General features: G+C 31.9%; 20 protein-coding genes. 13 read left to right on the forward strand and 7 right to left on the reverse strand.

Going from position 1 to position 15105, the window contains the following annotated elements; translation table 11 throughout:
* Entirely contained in the window at window positions 1-1413 is a 1413-nt protein-coding gene (gene lpdA, locus CN925_RS14770; protein ID WP_098846978.1) for a dihydrolipoyl dehydrogenase, read from the forward strand.
* Window positions 1414-1668: 255 nt separating this feature from the next.
* Window positions 1669-1908, forward strand: coding sequence for a hypothetical protein (locus tag CN925_RS14775; protein ID WP_098846979.1), 240 nt, complete (start codon window positions 1669-1671; stop codon window positions 1906-1908).
* A 1-nt stretch (window position 1909) separates the two neighbouring features.
* Here the strand turns inward: CN925_RS14775 and CN925_RS14780 are convergent, their stop codons facing one another.
* Window positions 1910-2305 (reverse strand): DUF1885 family protein, encoded by a 396-nt coding sequence (locus CN925_RS14780; RefSeq protein ID WP_098846980.1) that lies wholly within the window; start codon window positions 2303-2305, stop codon window positions 1910-1912.
* Between the two features lie 161 nt (window positions 2306-2466).
* On the opposite strand from CN925_RS14780, the gene CN925_RS14785 reads away from it, so the two are divergent.
* Together CN925_RS14785 and CN925_RS14790 are read left to right on the forward strand one after the other, a co-directional pair.
* Window positions 2467-2760, forward strand: a complete 294-nt coding sequence (locus CN925_RS14785) for a DUF3055 domain-containing protein (protein WP_098846981.1) — start codon at window positions 2467-2469, stop codon at window positions 2758-2760.
* Window positions 2761-2927: 167 nt separating this feature from the next.
* On the forward strand, window positions 2928-3053 hold the full coding sequence (locus CN925_RS14790; RefSeq protein ID WP_098846982.1) for a GapA-binding peptide SR1P: 126 nt from the start codon (window positions 2928-2930) through the stop codon (window positions 3051-3053).
* A gap of 165 nt (window positions 3054-3218) precedes the next feature.
* Here CN925_RS14790 and CN925_RS14795 read toward each other — a convergent pair whose 3' ends face one another.
* The gene (locus CN925_RS14795; RefSeq protein ID WP_286138388.1) at window positions 3219-4043 is read right to left on the reverse strand and encodes a protein-glutamine gamma-glutamyltransferase; all 825 of its coding nucleotides are present in this window, start codon (window positions 4041-4043) and stop codon (window positions 3219-3221) included.
* A 155-nt stretch (window positions 4044-4198) separates the two neighbouring features.
* Window positions 4199-5650: an aminotransferase class I/II-fold pyridoxal phosphate-dependent enzyme gene (locus CN925_RS14800; RefSeq protein WP_098846984.1), complete on the reverse strand. Its 1452-nt coding sequence runs from the start codon at window positions 5648-5650 to the stop codon at window positions 4199-4201.
* 276 nt (window positions 5651-5926) lie between these two features.
* On the opposite strand from CN925_RS14800, the gene CN925_RS14805 reads away from it, so the two are divergent.
* Window positions 5927-6196 carry a UPF0223 family protein gene (locus CN925_RS14805; RefSeq protein WP_098846985.1) on the forward strand — a complete coding sequence of 90 codons (270 nt, stop codon included), beginning with the start codon at window positions 5927-5929 and terminating at the stop codon, window positions 6194-6196.
* Between the two features lie 222 nt (window positions 6197-6418).
* Here the strand turns inward: CN925_RS14805 and CN925_RS14810 are convergent, their stop codons facing one another.
* A complete protein-coding gene (locus CN925_RS14810) occupies window positions 6419-7048 on the reverse strand; it encodes a YktB family protein (RefSeq protein WP_098846986.1) in 630 nt (209 codons plus the stop codon).
* A gap of 196 nt (window positions 7049-7244) precedes the next feature.
* On the opposite strand from CN925_RS14810, the gene CN925_RS14815 reads away from it, so the two are divergent.
* Together CN925_RS14815 and CN925_RS14820 are read left to right on the forward strand one after the other, a co-directional pair.
* A complete protein-coding gene (locus CN925_RS14815) occupies window positions 7245-7433 on the forward strand; it encodes a hypothetical protein (protein ID WP_056468536.1) in 189 nt (62 codons plus the stop codon).
* A gap of 214 nt (window positions 7434-7647) precedes the next feature.
* Window positions 7648-8451, forward strand: coding sequence for an inositol monophosphatase family protein (locus CN925_RS14820; RefSeq protein WP_098846987.1), 804 nt, complete (start codon window positions 7648-7650; stop codon window positions 8449-8451).
* A 76-nt stretch (window positions 8452-8527) separates the two neighbouring features.
* Here the strand turns inward: CN925_RS14820 and CN925_RS14825 are convergent, their stop codons facing one another.
* Complete coding sequence (locus CN925_RS14825) at window positions 8528-8713, reverse strand: DUF5325 family protein (RefSeq protein ID WP_098846988.1); 186 nt, start codon at window positions 8711-8713, stop codon at window positions 8528-8530.
* 203 nt (window positions 8714-8916) lie between these two features.
* Between CN925_RS14825 and typA the strand changes: the two genes are divergently transcribed.
* The 3 genes from typA to CN925_RS14840 all read left to right on the forward strand — a co-directional run bounded on the left by typA (window position 8917) and on the right by CN925_RS14840 (window position 11520).
* Entirely contained in the window at window positions 8917-10761 is a 1845-nt protein-coding gene (gene typA, locus CN925_RS14830; RefSeq protein WP_180232974.1) for a translational GTPase TypA, read from the forward strand.
* A 150-nt stretch (window positions 10762-10911) separates the two neighbouring features.
* Window positions 10912-11229: a YlaH-like family protein gene (locus CN925_RS14835; RefSeq protein ID WP_353616073.1), complete on the forward strand. Its 318-nt coding sequence runs from the start codon at window positions 10912-10914 to the stop codon at window positions 11227-11229.
* Between the two features lie 18 nt (window positions 11230-11247).
* The gene (locus CN925_RS14840) at window positions 11248-11520 is read left to right on the forward strand and encodes a hypothetical protein (protein WP_098846990.1); all 273 of its coding nucleotides are present in this window, start codon (window positions 11248-11250) and stop codon (window positions 11518-11520) included.
* 79 nt (window positions 11521-11599) lie between these two features.
* On the opposite strand, the gene CN925_RS14845 is transcribed toward CN925_RS14840, so the two are convergent.
* The gene (locus CN925_RS14845) at window positions 11600-11800 is read right to left on the reverse strand and encodes a YlaI family protein (protein ID WP_098846991.1); all 201 of its coding nucleotides are present in this window, start codon (window positions 11798-11800) and stop codon (window positions 11600-11602) included.
* 154 nt (window positions 11801-11954) lie between these two features.
* Between CN925_RS14845 and CN925_RS14850 the strand changes: the two genes are divergently transcribed.
* Window positions 11955-12416 (forward strand): pyridoxamine 5'-phosphate oxidase family protein, encoded by a 462-nt coding sequence (locus CN925_RS14850; RefSeq protein WP_098847031.1) that lies wholly within the window; start codon window positions 11955-11957, stop codon window positions 12414-12416.
* A 150-nt stretch (window positions 12417-12566) separates the two neighbouring features.
* Window positions 12567-13895: a PhoH family protein gene (locus tag CN925_RS14855; RefSeq protein ID WP_056468520.1), complete on the forward strand. Its 1329-nt coding sequence runs from the start codon at window positions 12567-12569 to the stop codon at window positions 13893-13895.
* Between the two features lie 67 nt (window positions 13896-13962).
* Here the strand turns inward: CN925_RS14855 and CN925_RS14860 are convergent, their stop codons facing one another.
* Window positions 13963-14451: a hypothetical protein gene (locus CN925_RS14860; protein WP_098846992.1), complete on the reverse strand. Its 489-nt coding sequence runs from the start codon at window positions 14449-14451 to the stop codon at window positions 13963-13965.
* Between the two features lie 297 nt (window positions 14452-14748).
* On the opposite strand from CN925_RS14860, the gene CN925_RS14865 reads away from it, so the two are divergent.
* A complete protein-coding gene (locus CN925_RS14865; RefSeq protein ID WP_098846993.1) occupies window positions 14749-15039 on the forward strand; it encodes an Fpa/YlaN family protein in 291 nt (96 codons plus the stop codon).
* The last annotated feature ends 66 nt before the right edge of the window (window positions 15040-15105 follow it).

Consider the following 15105-nt stretch of genomic DNA (forward strand, 5'->3'; position numbering starts at 1 on the left):
ATGGTAGTAGGAGATTTCGCAATTGAACTAGATACGGTCGTTATCGGTGCCGGTCCTGGTGGTTATGTTGCTGCAATTCGTGCAGCACAACTTGGACAAAAAGTTGCTGTTATTGAAAAAGGTAATCTTGGTGGAGTATGTTTAAACGTAGGTTGTATTCCTTCAAAGGCGTTAATTACAGCTGGTCACCGTTATGAAACAGCTAAGCATTCTGAAGACATCGGGATTACAGCAGAAAATGTAAAAGTTGATTTTACAAAAGTTCAAGCTTGGAAAAGCAGTGTAGTTAACAAATTAACTGGCGGTGTAGCTGGTTTATTAAAAGGAAACAAAGTTGAAGTTATTAAAGGTGAAGCTTACTTTAATGATGCTAACACTCTTCGTGTTATTACTGAAGAATCAGCTCAAACTTATACTTTTAATAATGCAATTATCGCAACAGGTTCAACTCCAATCGAAATCCCTGGTTTCAAATGGAGCAACCGTGTAATTGATTCAACTGGTGCATTAAACTTACCAGAAATTCCAAAAAAATTAGTTGTTATTGGTGGCGGCTATATTGGTATGGAATTAGGTACAGCTTATGCTAACTTTGGTACACACGTAACAATTCTTGAAGCTGGTGACGAAATCTTAAATGGTTTTGAAAAATCAATGAGTTCAATTGTTAAACGTGGATTAAAGAAAAAAGGTAATGTAGATATCGTAACAAAAGCGTTCGGTAAAGGCGTTGAAGAAACTGCAGATGGTGTGACAGTTAAATTCGAAGCTAATGGCGAAATGAAAGAAATCGAAGCTGATTACGTACTAGTAACAGTTGGACGTTTCCCGAACTCTCGTGATATGGGCTTAGAAAATGTCGGCGTTGAAATTAACGAACGTGGTGTTATTACTACTGATAAACAAGCTCGTACAACAATTAAAAATATTTATGCAATTGGTGATGTAATTGCTGGACCTCCATTAGCTCACAAAGCTTCTTATGAAGGTAAAGTAGCTGCTGAGGCAATCAGTGGTATGTCAAGCCAAATCGAATACTTAGCAATTCCTGCTGTAGTATTTACTGATCCAGAATTAGCAACTGTTGGTTATACTAAAAAACAAGCAGATGAAGAAGGATTAGCTGTTAATGTAGCAAAATTCCCATTCGGTGGAAATGGTCGCGCATTATCTCTAAATTCAACTGATGGATTTGTTCAATTAGTTTCACGTAAAGAAGATGGAGTACTAGTTGGTGCTCAAGTTGCAGGTGTAAATGCATCAGATATTATTTCTGAGCTTGGTCTTGCAATTGAAGCTTGCATGAGCGTTGAGGATATTGCTCAAACAATTCATGCTCACCCAACATTAGGTGAAATCTCAATGGAAGCTGCTGAATTAGCGATGGGTCATCCAATCCACGTTTTAAAATAATTTCTTAAAAACCTCCTATTTAATAGGAGGTTTTTTACTGTTCATATTCATTTGAAACACTACATTCAATGCTTAAAGTAGTTTAATTAAACTAGAATCATAAAACCCTTTTCGTAGGGTATTTCACGAAGAATACGACTGCTGTGCAACCTCCTAACAAATAGGAGGTTTTTTGCATGATTAAGGCATGTCTCGCATAACGTTTAAAAAACAAGCTTTCTAGTATTATTTGATGATTGAATGGTGGGAGTCTTTATGCGAAAACAATTAGTTGTATTAGCAATACATCAACTATTTTGGCTAGGTTTTTCATTTGTTTTATACTTGTCGAAAAGGGATCAAATATATTCTAAAGTCATCTTGTTTCTAGTATTCTTTTACCAGCTTTATTTAATTGCCAAATATGTTGGAAACACAAGAAAAGCAAGTATTATGATTACTTGCTTTTATGCTTCGATATTTTTCTTTTGTCAAGCGATCGTAAATTTATTTTAACTTAGCGCTTGTAAAAATACATGATTCGCTTGTTAAATAATTCAAGCTTTGCTTCAATTTTTTGAGCTAAATATCTACAGAGCTCATTTGCTTTTCCTTTATCACCATAAGTTGAGTTTGGTAATAGTGTTATCACGATCTGTTTATCATCTTTAATTGAAATAACAAAATGTTTATAACGAGAATCATTGCTCTGTAAATAAAGTGCATCTTGGTCATCTAATTTTTTATTTGAAATAGTGTAAGGAAAGGAAACCCTTTCATAATTCCAGTCAACTTGTTGACCGATCTTAGTTGAAGATTGGATGTAATCATTTATTAAATTATTTATTAAATCTAAATTTGCTTCTTGGTATTTTGATTTATCCACTAATTGAATGGTAGCTTGTTGAACCATTTTTAAATTTTCCCCCTAAGATGTTTTAATGATAAACATCACTTTTAATCTTTTTTTATCATAACATTATTTCAAATTTTTAGACAAGTATTCGGTATGAATTTAATAGTTTCTTCATATGTATTAACTTACAATACTAAACTGGAGGAGTAGGTGAAATAATGTTTGAGAAATTATATGATGATCATGAAAATGTAAGAGTCCGATTTGTTGGCTTCGTTACGAACGATACAAGATACGATATTGGTATTGTATATACGAACATGTTCTTTGGAAAGCCACTCGTCATCTGTATGCAATCTAGACAATGCATTGTATTAGATCGACAAGATGTATCGTTTCCAAATCAGTTGAAATTTTTATGTAAACTAAAAACAGAGGAAGAGGCAATGGAGCTCGCAGAATATTTAATCGACTGGTTACCATCACCAAGTATAGAAGAGAGCTATGAATAAAAAATAAATGTGTTATACTAATTGAAATGCGTTCACCGAATAAAACCCCTTGAATAATCTAGTATAAGAATATTTAAGTTATACTTATTTACCACTTGCGTAAATAAGTATAACACATTATAATGAAGTTAGTTAATTGATACAACATTATGAAAGGGGTTACAAAGATGGGAACATTCGTATGTAAATGTTGTGAAAAAACAGTAGGTCATTTCGAGGATGAGAAAGTAACAACTCTTTACGTTAAAAACTGTGAAGATTGTGAAGAACCGGCTGATAAAGAAGCTTGCTAATTATAAAAATTAATTTTACAGTCTAAAAGAATTTATAGACATTTATAAATGCCACAAGGGAGCTTTTTCCCTTGTGGTTTTTTATGTATTTCTCCTGAGAACAAGAACGTTTAAAAAAACACATAAAAAAGGGAGACTCAAATTTCGAATCACCCATTTTTCACTTTATGCAATTTGAGTTTGATCTCCAATTCTTGCAGTTATAACTTCGGATGAAGCTTCTCTTGTTGTAACTGGAATTAACTTTGAAGTATCCTTTAAATATTGAGCCATTTCGTTCGGGTCAATTCTCGTATTTAAATTTGTTAAAAAGGCAGAAACCATCGCAAAAGGAAATCTATGCATATTTAAATGGAAAATAATCTCTTGTAATGTACGTATTCCGATACCGTGACCATAATAATAATTACTTCCCATCGATACAGTATTTTCTCCTTGCCATTCTGGCGTCATTGGATTAACTTCAGGATTTTTAATATAAACAACATCACCAGGAGCTGGACGATCTACTTCGGCCGTTAAAATGGCTAATTTTGGATTGTAATTCCAAGCATATAAGTATATTTCATTATCAAATAGTTGATCAAAAATTTCATAGCCGTAAAGATCTAGCAGGGCTTTATAAAAAATCATTATGATTGCAGTTGCACATTCTGTTGCGTAAAATTGACCGTTGCGAAAAATATCATAAATGCCCATAGAAGCTCTTATGCCTGGCCTAAGTCTGAACCCTCCCATTGGTGTGCGAATCCAGAACATAGGATTACAATATGCCTTTCTAAAGACCCTAAATTGCATGCCACTTGTTAATAAATCTTTGGAAGCTTGAAGTACATAAGTTCTAAGTGTCAAATCAAAAGATAATTCACGATCCGATTTATAAATATGAGATTTTTTACTGTTTGTTAAACTAGACAATATTTCTTGATAAAGTTTATTTTTTGAATCTCCGCTATTTTTTAATGAAGCATGAACAATTTTATTATTCACGACTATCAATTAGTCCACATCCTTACATAAAAAACAATTTTTTCGTGCGAAATCAATTTAATTACTTTACCTATCATATGCCTATCTAATTTAGATGTGATTTGGAATACAAAAAAACTAGGATTCATTTCCTAGTTTTTTCATGAAAAATTTTGTTATTTTAATACTTTTAACGTTAATAATTCTTCGTCTTCTGGACCTTGTACAGGTAATCCTGCTTCAATATTCTTTTTAATATAAACTAGATTTTCAAGTGTAATTTCTTCACCAGGTAAGAAGATTGGAATTCCAGGTGGATAAACCATTACAAATTCAGCAATAATTCTACCGACAGAATCCTCAAGTGGAACAGATTCTGTTTCTGAGTAAAATGCATCTCTAGGAGAAACTGCTAAATTTGGAATCGTTGGAATCTCGACGTTTAAATTTGTATTACGCTCTTGAATGTCAAATTCAGTTACTAATACTTCAAGTGCATGAATTAACTGCTGAATGTCTTCTTCGCTATCACCTGGTGTTAAAATGCAAAGCACATTATATAAATCAGACATTTCAACTTCAATATTAAATCGTTCCCTTAACCAAACTTCAACATCATGGCCAGTAATACCCAGTTTTTTTACGCTGATTAATAGTTTAGTAGGATCAAAGTTGAAAGTAGCCTCGTTACCAACTAAATCATAACCAGGACAATATAAGCCATTGATTGAATTAATTTTATTTCGTGCATTATTTGCTAGTCTAATCGTATTCGTTAATAATTCTTCACCAACAGTTGCTAATCTCTTTCTTGCAACATCTAGTGAAGCGAGCAATAAATAGGATGTAGAGGTAGTTGTTAGCATACTAAGTACAGATTGTACTCTGTGGACATTCACAATGCCTTCTCTTACATTTAAAATGGAACTTTGAGTCATAGAGCCACCAAGCTTATGAACGCTCGTAGCAGCCATGTCAGCCCCTGCTTGCATCGCAGAGATCGGTAATTCGTCATGGAAATGAATATGTACTCCGTGTGCTTCGTCAACTAATACGGCTAAACCATGTGAATGTGCCAAGTCAACAATGCTTTTTAAATCTGCTACAAAGCCAAAGTATGTAGGATTAATGACTAATACTGCTTTTGCATCAGGATTAGTTAAAATGGCCTCTTTCACTGCATTTGTCGTAATACCGTGTGAAATACCTAATTCACTATCAATTTCAGGATGAACAAAAATCGGTGTAGCACCTGAGAAGATGATTGCAGATAAAACAGATTTGTGGACATTTCTTGGAACGATAATTTTATCGCCAGGTCCACAAACACTCATTACCATAGTCATGATTGCACCACTAGTGCCTTGAACTGAAAAGAATGTGTGGTCAGCGCCAAAAGCTTTCGCTGCAAGATCTTGTGCTTGTTTTATTTTACCTTTTGGATGATGTAGATCATCTAAAGGAGCAATGTTGATTAAATCGATCGATAATGCATTATCACCAATAAACTCTCTAAATGTTGGATCCATTCCATTTCCTTTTTTATGTCCTGGAATATGGAATTGAATAGGGTTCTTCTTAGCATGTTCTAATAAAGAAGAAAATAACGGCGTTTCAATTTGTTTCATTTAACATACACCCCATTTAATGAATAATAGTGTTTTTCGGAAGTGGTATGTTTGTAAACAATTCAACTGTTTACTCTCATTAAGTTATAAACTGTCTTACCTTCATTTGAAAAACAAAAAGATTATATCATTCTATGAATTTTCTGTATAGAAAAATATTATAAAGGTATGAAATTTTATTCATCCGAATGAAATTATATCAATTTTGAAAATAAGAATGGAATTTAAAAAATGTGTTAAAATGGAATTAATTAGAAAATTGTAGGAGTGAAGTAAATGGATTACCAATACCCAATTTCATACGATTGGACAACAGATGAGACAATTGAGGTAATAAAGTTCTACACAGCAGTAGAAAAAGCGTATGAAAAGGGAATCGATCGTGAAGTGTTAATGGCTGCTTATAAACAGTTTAAGACAATCGTACCTAGTATTGCAGAAGAAAAAAAATTATGTAATGAGTTAGAGGAGATATCAGGCTATTCTGCGTACAGAGTTATGCAAAAAGCTAAAAAGAGTGCTCCTGGTGAAAAAATAAAAATGTAGTTTAAAATAAGTTAAGCGTTTTAGGCAAAATAGAGTAAGAAAAATTCTTAAGTTTAAAATAGAAGCCCATTAAAGGTTTTTTAGCTACCTTCAATGGGCTTTTTTTCTGTATGTATTGTTTAAAAAAATCAATTTCATATTCGTCCTGTCGAAAAATGTGTAAAGAATGGGCATAGACTTTTGTTTTTGACATATGTATAATTAAACAACACTTATATTAATTCAGTTTATACTAATTTTGTATAAAGGAATTAAAGTATTATAAGTTTCTATAATACGTTGGATTAGTTCTTCCTTTGTAAGTGTAATCGCTTCATCTTTTGCAATCGTAATACCACATAGGTATTCTGCTTTTTTTACATCATGAAATCTTTGGATACCTTTATTGAATTCATCTTTAGTCATTTTACCTTTTTGTATCACATCAGGCTTCATATGATCGTATGATACAACGAAATCTTTCGGAATCATTTTGTAAAGTTTATTTTTATTCTTTTCAAAATTAATGGCAATTGATTGTTTATTTGGACTTTCATAAATAATGCCAAAGAAAACAAACAGGTGAGTACCCCAAAGTCCAAATTGAAAATGAGGAAGCATCTTGTATCCACGATTATTTGTAGCAAAAGCAATCCAAGTATCTTTTGGAGGATTTACTGTACGACGAGCATGCTTAGCAATATGGCCAAAAAAGTTTTGATCAGTTTGTACATTTAAAAATGGTAATATTTCTTCTTCAATTTCTTTAAATTTTGGTTGAATTTCATTTTGTATAGCACTCATTCTAGTTTCTAATGTTGAGTCAGTTGTAAATATTTCAAAATCACTTTCTTGAAAAAAACTTTGAATCAATTTCTAAACCCCCTAGTTACATTATCTAATTAGTATACCATGTTTGTCCAAAACAAATGGGTAATATGTTTCTTCATAAAATAGTTACATTATAAGCTTAAATAACATATATTAGTAGCAAGATAAAAATCAGAAAATTTTGTTAATTAACTTTTACAATTTGTTTTGCCAACTTATATTCTATGGAGGGATAATGATGAGACAAGTGATTAATGCGTTAAAAAGAACTGATGCAGAAAAGAGAATTCCTGTACTTAGATTAGAATTAGATTACGAACTAGCTACACTATTCGATGCTATGACGGTCAATGATAATGAAGCAATGATTGAATCTAAGAAGAAATTAGAATTATTAAGATTAGAATTAATTCGTTTAGAAGCTTAGCGAATTTATTTACCGAACCTTTAAATAGGTTCGTTTTTCTGTGTGCTCTTCTTCGCCTTTAGCCCAATGGTCTATCGTATGCCCACCCTCCAAAAAAGTTCCTCATCATAAATAAAAATCATTTCATTAGGTTTTTTTAGGTTAAAATTGGTAAACTGAAAACAGGACCAAAATAATATAGATTTTTAGCACGTAGAGTTTGGAGTGTTTAATTATGAATGTAGACTGGAAAGAAATTGAACAATTCGCGAGGGATTTGCTCCAAGAGGCAGCAAAAAATATTAAAAGCTCTTTATACGACTCCATAACAATCAATACTAAATCAAACGAAAATGATTTAGTAACAAATAAAGACGAAGAAATTGAAAAATTTTTTTATGAAAAAATAAAAAAGAAATTTCCAAATCATTACTTATTAGGTGAAGAGGGTAAAGGTGATGAATTAGATCAAGTAACTGGAGTTGTATGGATTCTTGATCCAATCGATGGAACGATGAATTTTGTTCACCAAAAACGTAATTTTATGATTTCTTTAGGTATTTATGAAAATGGAATCGGTAAAATGGGGTTTATCTTGGATGTTATACATAATGAACTATATTTTGCAAAAAAGGGTGAAGGAGCTTATTTAAATGATCTTGAATTAACACCTTTGAAAAATGTAGTACTAGAAGAGTCTATTGTAGCTGTAAATGCTATTTGGTTAACTAAAAATCGTTATTTAAACCATGAAAAATTAAGTAAACTTGTTAGAAAAGTTAGAGGAAGTAGGTCATATGGTTCTGCCGCGATGGAAATGGTCTATGTGGCAATGGGAAGAGTAGATGCATACATCACCCCAAGATTATCTCCTTGGGATTTTGCTGCGGGTAAAATCATTGTTGAAGAACTAGGTGGAATATGTACTACCCTCAAAAATGAAAGCCTTTCAATTCTTAAAAAAAGCTCAGTGCTAGTAAGTAACGCTTCAATTCATAACGAATTACTAACTGATTATATCGAATTTCTACAAAAATAAAAAAAGAAGGTAAGTTTTGGTAACAACTTACCTTCTTTTTTTATGTGTAGACAGTGTTCAAAAAAAGAAGATTGGTTTATAATTTGCCTTCTCTTTTCATTTTAGCACGTAAAGAAAAACCATAACCAACTAATAATATTGAAATAATTAGTGAAATAACAGCTCCGATACTACTTTGTTCTGCTAGCATTATACCAACTAGAATTAAGAAAATTACAGATAAAGTAGCTACACAGAAAAGTCTAAATTTTATGCTAGACATGGTGAATCCTCCTGTTCATAATTCTTATTTTACTCTTTGTCGAATCAGATGTAAATTTGAAAAAATTAAATATTTACTAAATAATTATTAATAATTTATATTTTTGATTAAACATTTTCTTGATATATTTCCATGTGCATGTGCTATAATGTTTTAGTTAATAATGAAAACAGATGTGTAGACATTTTAGGAGTGAATATATTTTGAAAAAAAGAGAAGATTTACGCAATATAGCAATTATTGCGCACGTTGACCATGGGAAAACAACTTTAGTTGATGAGTTATTAAAACAATCAGGTACATTCCGTTCAAACGAAAACGTTAATGAACGTGCAATGGACTCTAATGATATAGAACGTGAACGTGGAATTACAATTTTAGCTAAAAACACTGCAATCCAATATGAAGGTAAACGTATTAACATCATGGATACTCCAGGGCACGCAGACTTTGGTGGAGAAGTAGAACGTATCATGAAAATGGTAGATGGTGTTCTTTTAGTTGTAGATGCATATGAAGGATGTATGCCACAAACTCGCTTTGTATTGAAAAAAGCTTTAGAACAACATTTAACACCAATCGTAGTAGTAAATAAAATCGACCGTGACTTCGCTCGTCCTGATGAAGTAGTTGACGAAGTAATCGATTTATTTATCGAATTAGGTGCAGATGAAGATCAATTAGAATTCCCAGTAGTATTCGCTTCAGCGATTAACGGAACTTCTAGCTTAGAATCTGATCCATCTAAACAAGAACCTAATATGAATGCTTTATTCGATACAATTATTGAGCATATTCCAGCTCCAATTGATAATAGTGAAGAGCCTTTACAATTCCAAGTAACATTATTAGACTACAATGACTATGTTGGACGTATCGGTATCGGACGTATTTTCCGTGGAACAATGCAAGTTGGTCAATCAGTTGCATTAATGAAACTTGATGGATCGGTTAAACAATTCCGTATTACAAAAATGTTTGGATTCATTGGATTAAAACGTATTGAAATCCAAGAAGCAAAAGCTGGTGACTTAGTAGCAGTATCTGGTATGGAAGATATTAACGTTGGTGAAACAGTATGTCCTGCTGAATACCAAGAAGCACTTCCAATCTTACGTATTGATGAGCCAACTCTTCAAATGACATTCTTAGTTAATAATTCACCTTTTGCAGGTCGTGAAGGTAAATTTGTAACTTCTCGTAAAATTGAGGAGAGATTATTACAAGAACTTCAAACAGACGTAAGTTTACGTGTAGAAAATACAGATTCTCCTGATGTATGGATCGTAAGTGGACGTGGGGAGCTTCACTTATCAATCCTAATTGAAAACATGCGTCGTGAAGGATATGAGCTTCAAGTTTCAAAACCAGAAGTTATCATTCGTGAGATTGACGGTGTAAGATGTGAGCCTGTTGAGCACGTTCAAATTGACGTTCCAGAAGAATACACTGGTTCAATTATGGAATCAATGGGTGCACGTAAAGGTGAAATGAAAGATATGGTAAATAATGGTAACGGTCAAGTTCGTTTAACATTTATGGTGCCAGCTCGTGGATTAATTGGTTATACTACTGAGTTCTTAACATTAACTCGTGGTTATGGAATCATTAACCATTCATTCGATAGCTACCAACCAGCAATTCAAGGTCAAGTTGGTGGACGTCGTCAAGGTGTATTAGTATCAATGGAAACTGGTAAAGCTTCAACATATGGAATTATGGGTCTAGAAGACCGTGGTGTAATTTTCGTTGAGCCAGGAACAGATGTATATGATGGTATGATTGTTGGTGAACATAATCGTGATAATGATTTATCAGTAAACGTTGTTAAAGTTAAACACGCTACTAACATCCGATCAGCAAACAAAGACCAAACAACAACAATGAAAAAACCACGTATTATGACGCTTGAAGAATCATTAGAATACTTGAACGATGATGAGTACTGTGAAGTTACGCCAACATCAATTCGTTTACGTAAAAAACTTCTTGATAAAAATGAGCGTGAGCGTGCAGCGAAAAGAAAAAAATTCGCTGAACAAGACTAATTAAATTTTAAAATAATTATGATATAATAAAACCGACTAGAAAATAGTCGGTTTCATTTTTGTAAAAAAAAGTAGCAAAAAATAATATTTAAGTCGATTTAAAAACTTATAGAAGTATTTAGTTTTATTATTTTATAGGGGGAAATGGATTTGGAAAAAGCTCCAAAGGGTTTTGAGTTTGTCATAACACAGTTAATAAATATAACTCATGATGTTCATCTTTCAATGTGGATCTTATATGGTCTAATTGTTGTATTAAGTATTGTGGTATACCATTTAGGTTTTGCAAAAAAATTGAGCATCCTTAAAAATTTGATCATTTATGTTTTACTTATGATTGGTTGTAGTTTCCTTACTTTCTTAGCTTTAAGGATCCCAATCGTGGAAGCATTACTAGCAAGTGTTTTCGTATTAGGTGTATATAAGATTCGTTTACATCAATCAAAAAAAAATAATGCTACTACATAATAGAGAGTTGGTATTAAGATGAAATCTGTTCAGGACGCTTTATATAATTGGCTAACGATAAAAGTAATATATGAAGGTAGACCTTCAGATGAAGCTGCTAAAGAGACTTATGAGATGTTTGATTCGATATTAAAAGACGATCATCAAGTATCGAATGTAAAAATAGAAAAAATGGAAGATTTTTATTTAATTACATTTACACAAGCAGAAAAAGAGCGTACTACGCGCTTTCCGATTGAAATGATTGATTGCTTTTTAGACCAAGTTAAAGTTAATCCAGAGAAATATTAAAAACCTAGAAATTAATCTAGGTTTTTTTGTTTAGTATTTTAGTTGATCAATTAAAGACCAATTCGCTTCTTTTTCAATATTACCACTCGTCATCGTCCTTTACAGGTTTTAAGAAACGGAAATTTCCAGTGGCAATTCTTTGTTCTGTTTTTATTTTAATTCGATCGTAACATTCAGAGCATGTATATGTATGGATAGGACGATTTCTTAATTTTTTTGCAATAGGTGATTCATCGCTAATCGATTCGCTTTTATCACAAATCATGCATTTAACTCTCATGTGAAATTTCTCTCCTTATATATGGAACTTAAGTTAACATAATTATAACAGGTTTTAGAATATATTTTTAGAAAACAATAGTTTTAGCAGGAAGTTTTCAAGTAAACTTTGAATTATATTAGTATACTCTTTATTTGAAGGAGATGAAATAGTGATGGCAAACAGTATTGAGAAAACATTATCACCAAGCTTATTTGAAGATTGTAATAAGGAAAAGATTGTTTTTTTAAGTACTTTTAACTCCGAAAAGAATTCACCTGTTACAAATGCAATATCTTGGATTGCTGCTTTAGACGAAAAGACGATTCGTTTTGCGGTAGATCAAAGATCAGCAATTATTTCTAATATCGAAGAAGTTGAAGGGGTATCATTAAGCTTATTCTCAAATGAAACAGTCTATAGTATTTCAGGGAATGCAAAAATTTTAACGAAGCAAATGCCTGGGATTCCATTAAAATTAGCGTGTATCGAAGTAGAAGTTAATGAAGTGAAAAATATATTGTTCTACGGGTCTAAAATAACAGTTGAGCCAGAATATGCAAAAACATATGATGAGAGAGCTGCAAAAAAATTAGATGTAGCAGTATTAAGTGGTCTTAGATCACTTGAGCTATAAACAGAAAAAATATTCTAAAGTAGAGAGAATTTCATATAATATATTAACGGTTCGTCCATTCTTCGACTAGTAACCATTTGTAAGACCATTCAATTTAGAATTAAAACTAATTATTCTAATCTGAGTTATTTTTAGTCAGGAGGTTAAGGATTGAGTAAAATATATGTTCTCGACACCAATGTACTACTGCAAGACCCACTAGCAATCTTTTCATTTGAAGATAATGAAGTAGTTGTACCAGCTGTTGTCTTAGAGGAAGTAGATTCAAAGAAGAGATATATGGATGAAGTTGGTCGTAATGCTAGGTATGTATCCAAACTAATTGATAGCTTTCGAGAACTAGGGAAATTACATGAAAGTATTCCTCTTGAAAATGGTGGTTCGTTTAGAATTGAATTAAATCATCGCTCATTTCAACAATTGCAAGAAATCTTTGTTGAAAAAACGAACGATAATCGCATTTTAGCTGTTGCAAAAAACTTATCACTTGAAGAAGAAGCAAAAGAAAGCGGAAAAACAGTCATTTTAGTTAGTAAAGATACATTAGTTCGTGTAAAAGCGGATGCATTGAATTTATTAGCTGAAGATTATTTAAGTGATCGAGTAGTGGAAGTTGATCATATTTATACCGGCTATTTAGAGTATTACATAAATACTGATTTATTAAACAAGTTTTACGAAAAAACCGAACTTCCTGTTTCAGATATAGCAAACCATCCATTTTATCCTAATCAATTTATCGTATTAAAGGATGCTCTTGGTGGTAAAAGCTCAGCTCTTGGAGTTGTTGATAAAACGGGTACAAAAATTAAGAAATTTGTTTTCTCAAATGAACATATTTGGGGCATAAGGCCAAGAAATGCACAACAGTCCATGGCTTTAGAATTACTACTTCGAGACGATATACCATTAGTCACATTAATTGGTAAAGCAGGTACCGGAAAAACTTTATTAGCTTTAGCAGCAGGTTTAATGCAAAGTGAGGACCTTCAAAGCTATAAAAAGTTATTAGTTGCTAGACCGATTGTTCCAGTTGGCAAAGATCTTGGCTACTTACCAGGTGAAAAAGATGAAAAACTCCGTCCTTGGATGCAACCGATTTATGATAATTTAGAATATCTATTTAATACGAAAAAACCTGGAGAACTAGATGCTATATTAGCTGGAATGGGCTCAATTGAAGTAGAAGCTTTGACTTATATAAGAGGTAGAAGTATTCCAGAGCAATTTATTATAATAGATGAAGCACAAAACCTAACTAGACATGAGGTAAAAACAATTTTAACTCGTGTTGGTGATAAGAGTAAAATTGTATTAATGGGAGATCCAGAACAAATTGATCATCCATATTTAGATGAATACAACAATGGATTAACTTATGTAGTTGAAAAATTTAAAGATCAAAAAATAAGTGGGCATGTAAAATTAATAAAAGGTGAACGATCATCAATAGCCCAACTTGCAGCGGATATATTGTAATAATTAAAGTTTATAAAAAGGAACATCTTACAAAAAATCAATCAGTAAGATGTTCCTTAGCATTTAACTAGAAAATAATTTTTTTTATTGATGTAATTGGTGTTTCTTTATTTGTTCCATCAACAAAATATAAGTGTACTGGCCCATCTTCAAGGATTCTCTTACCATTGTATGAAAAGGCTAAATAGCTTTCATATACAGTTTCAAAAGGTAAATTTATAATTTCACCTTCTGTTTCGATTGTAACTTTTGAATCACGATTTTTCGGTTTACTATTGTCTATAAAATAAGAAAATGGCATTGCATAAGATTCCTTAAGCCATTCTTTTTTTTGAGTAGCGAATAAAGGACTATTATCTACCTTTGCACCTTCAACAATTTCACGATCCCAATGCTTTGAAACGCTTTTAGTGTATTGCTCAAGTTCATCAACTTTTTTCAAATCTCCAGCTAATAAACTCTCTAACTTAACCTTTCTCTCATCAAAAATCCAAACACTTGGATCAATCGTTAAAGGAAACTCCACGTTACCAGTTAATTGAAAAACATCGCTCATCCTAAAACAAACTCCTTCTATGTACAAATTCTACCTATAGTGTACGACTATTTTAACTAAAAAGACAAACAATTGAACAAAATTAACACTATTTTTTATGCATTCACATTAAAGCGTTCTTTAATTTATTTGTAATTAGATTTTTAATTAAATCAACTGGCAAACATGAGAAAAGTATAGTTGTAAAAAATTGCTTTTCTAAACTACATATTTGCAAAACTTTTGATTTAAGTTGATTTTTCCTTAAAAGAACTATAATATTAAATAGATAGCTTGTACGGAAGCGGAGGGAGAAAATTGAGGTCTGATGCTGTAACAGATTACAAAGATAAAGCATTTGAATTATTAAAAAAAGATGCTGAAAAAATATTAAAATTAATTAATGTGCAACTTGATCATTTAACGATGCCACAATGCCCTCTATATGAAGAGGTTTTAGATACTCAAATGTTTGGATTATCAAGGGAGATTGATTTTGCTTCTCGTTTAGGATTAATTGAAGCAGAACAAGGTAAAGACCTTCTTTCTGAACTTGAGCGTCAATTATCTGCTTTACATGAAGCGTTTACAGATCAAAAGAATAAATAATGATTAAAAACAAAAGTTCAAACAAAAATGTTTGAGCTTTTTTTTGTGAATTTTTTTATTGTTATC

The organism is Bacillus sp. AFS055030 (genome assembly GCF_002574545.1).
Taxonomy (GTDB): Bacteria; Bacillota; Bacilli; order Bacillales; family Bacillaceae_G; genus Gottfriedia.

What these genes read in the sequence shown, in the direction of transcription:
- CN925_RS14820 (WP_098846987.1), top strand. Translation starts at nt 7,648, where the DNA reads ATGAATGTAGACTGGAAAGAAATTGAACAATTCGCGAGGGATTTGCTC.
- CN925_RS14775 (WP_098846979.1), top strand. Translation starts at nt 1,669, where the DNA reads ATGCGAAAACAATTAGTTGTATTAGCAATACATCAACTATTTTGGCTA.
- CN925_RS14860 (WP_098846992.1), bottom strand. Translation starts at nt 14,451, where the DNA reads ATGAGCGATGTTTTTCAATTAACTGGTAACGTGGAGTTTCCTTTAACG.
- CN925_RS14850 (WP_098847031.1), top strand. Translation starts at nt 11,955, where the DNA reads ATGGCAAACAGTATTGAGAAAACATTATCACCAAGCTTATTTGAAGAT.
- CN925_RS14790 (WP_098846982.1), top strand. Translation starts at nt 2,928, where the DNA reads ATGGGAACATTCGTATGTAAATGTTGTGAAAAAACAGTAGGTCATTTC.
- CN925_RS14805 (WP_098846985.1), top strand. Translation starts at nt 5,927, where the DNA reads ATGGATTACCAATACCCAATTTCATACGATTGGACAACAGATGAGACA.
- lpdA (WP_098846978.1), top strand. Translation starts at nt 1, where the DNA reads ATGGTAGTAGGAGATTTCGCAATTGAACTAGATACGGTCGTTATCGGT.
- CN925_RS14785 (WP_098846981.1), top strand. Translation starts at nt 2,467, where the DNA reads ATGTTTGAGAAATTATATGATGATCATGAAAATGTAAGAGTCCGATTT.
- CN925_RS14840 (WP_098846990.1), top strand. Translation starts at nt 11,248, where the DNA reads ATGAAATCTGTTCAGGACGCTTTATATAATTGGCTAACGATAAAAGTA.
- CN925_RS14825 (WP_098846988.1), bottom strand. Translation starts at nt 8,713, where the DNA reads ATGTCTAGCATAAAATTTAGACTTTTCTGTGTAGCTACTTTATCTGTA.
- CN925_RS14815 (WP_056468536.1), top strand. Translation starts at nt 7,245, where the DNA reads ATGAGACAAGTGATTAATGCGTTAAAAAGAACTGATGCAGAAAAGAGA.
- CN925_RS14780 (WP_098846980.1), bottom strand. Translation starts at nt 2,305, where the DNA reads ATGGTTCAACAAGCTACCATTCAATTAGTGGATAAATCAAAATACCAA.
- CN925_RS14845 (WP_098846991.1), bottom strand. Translation starts at nt 11,800, where the DNA reads ATGAGAGTTAAATGCATGATTTGTGATAAAAGCGAATCGATTAGCGAT.
- CN925_RS14800 (WP_098846984.1), bottom strand. Translation starts at nt 5,650, where the DNA reads ATGAAACAAATTGAAACGCCGTTATTTTCTTCTTTATTAGAACATGCT.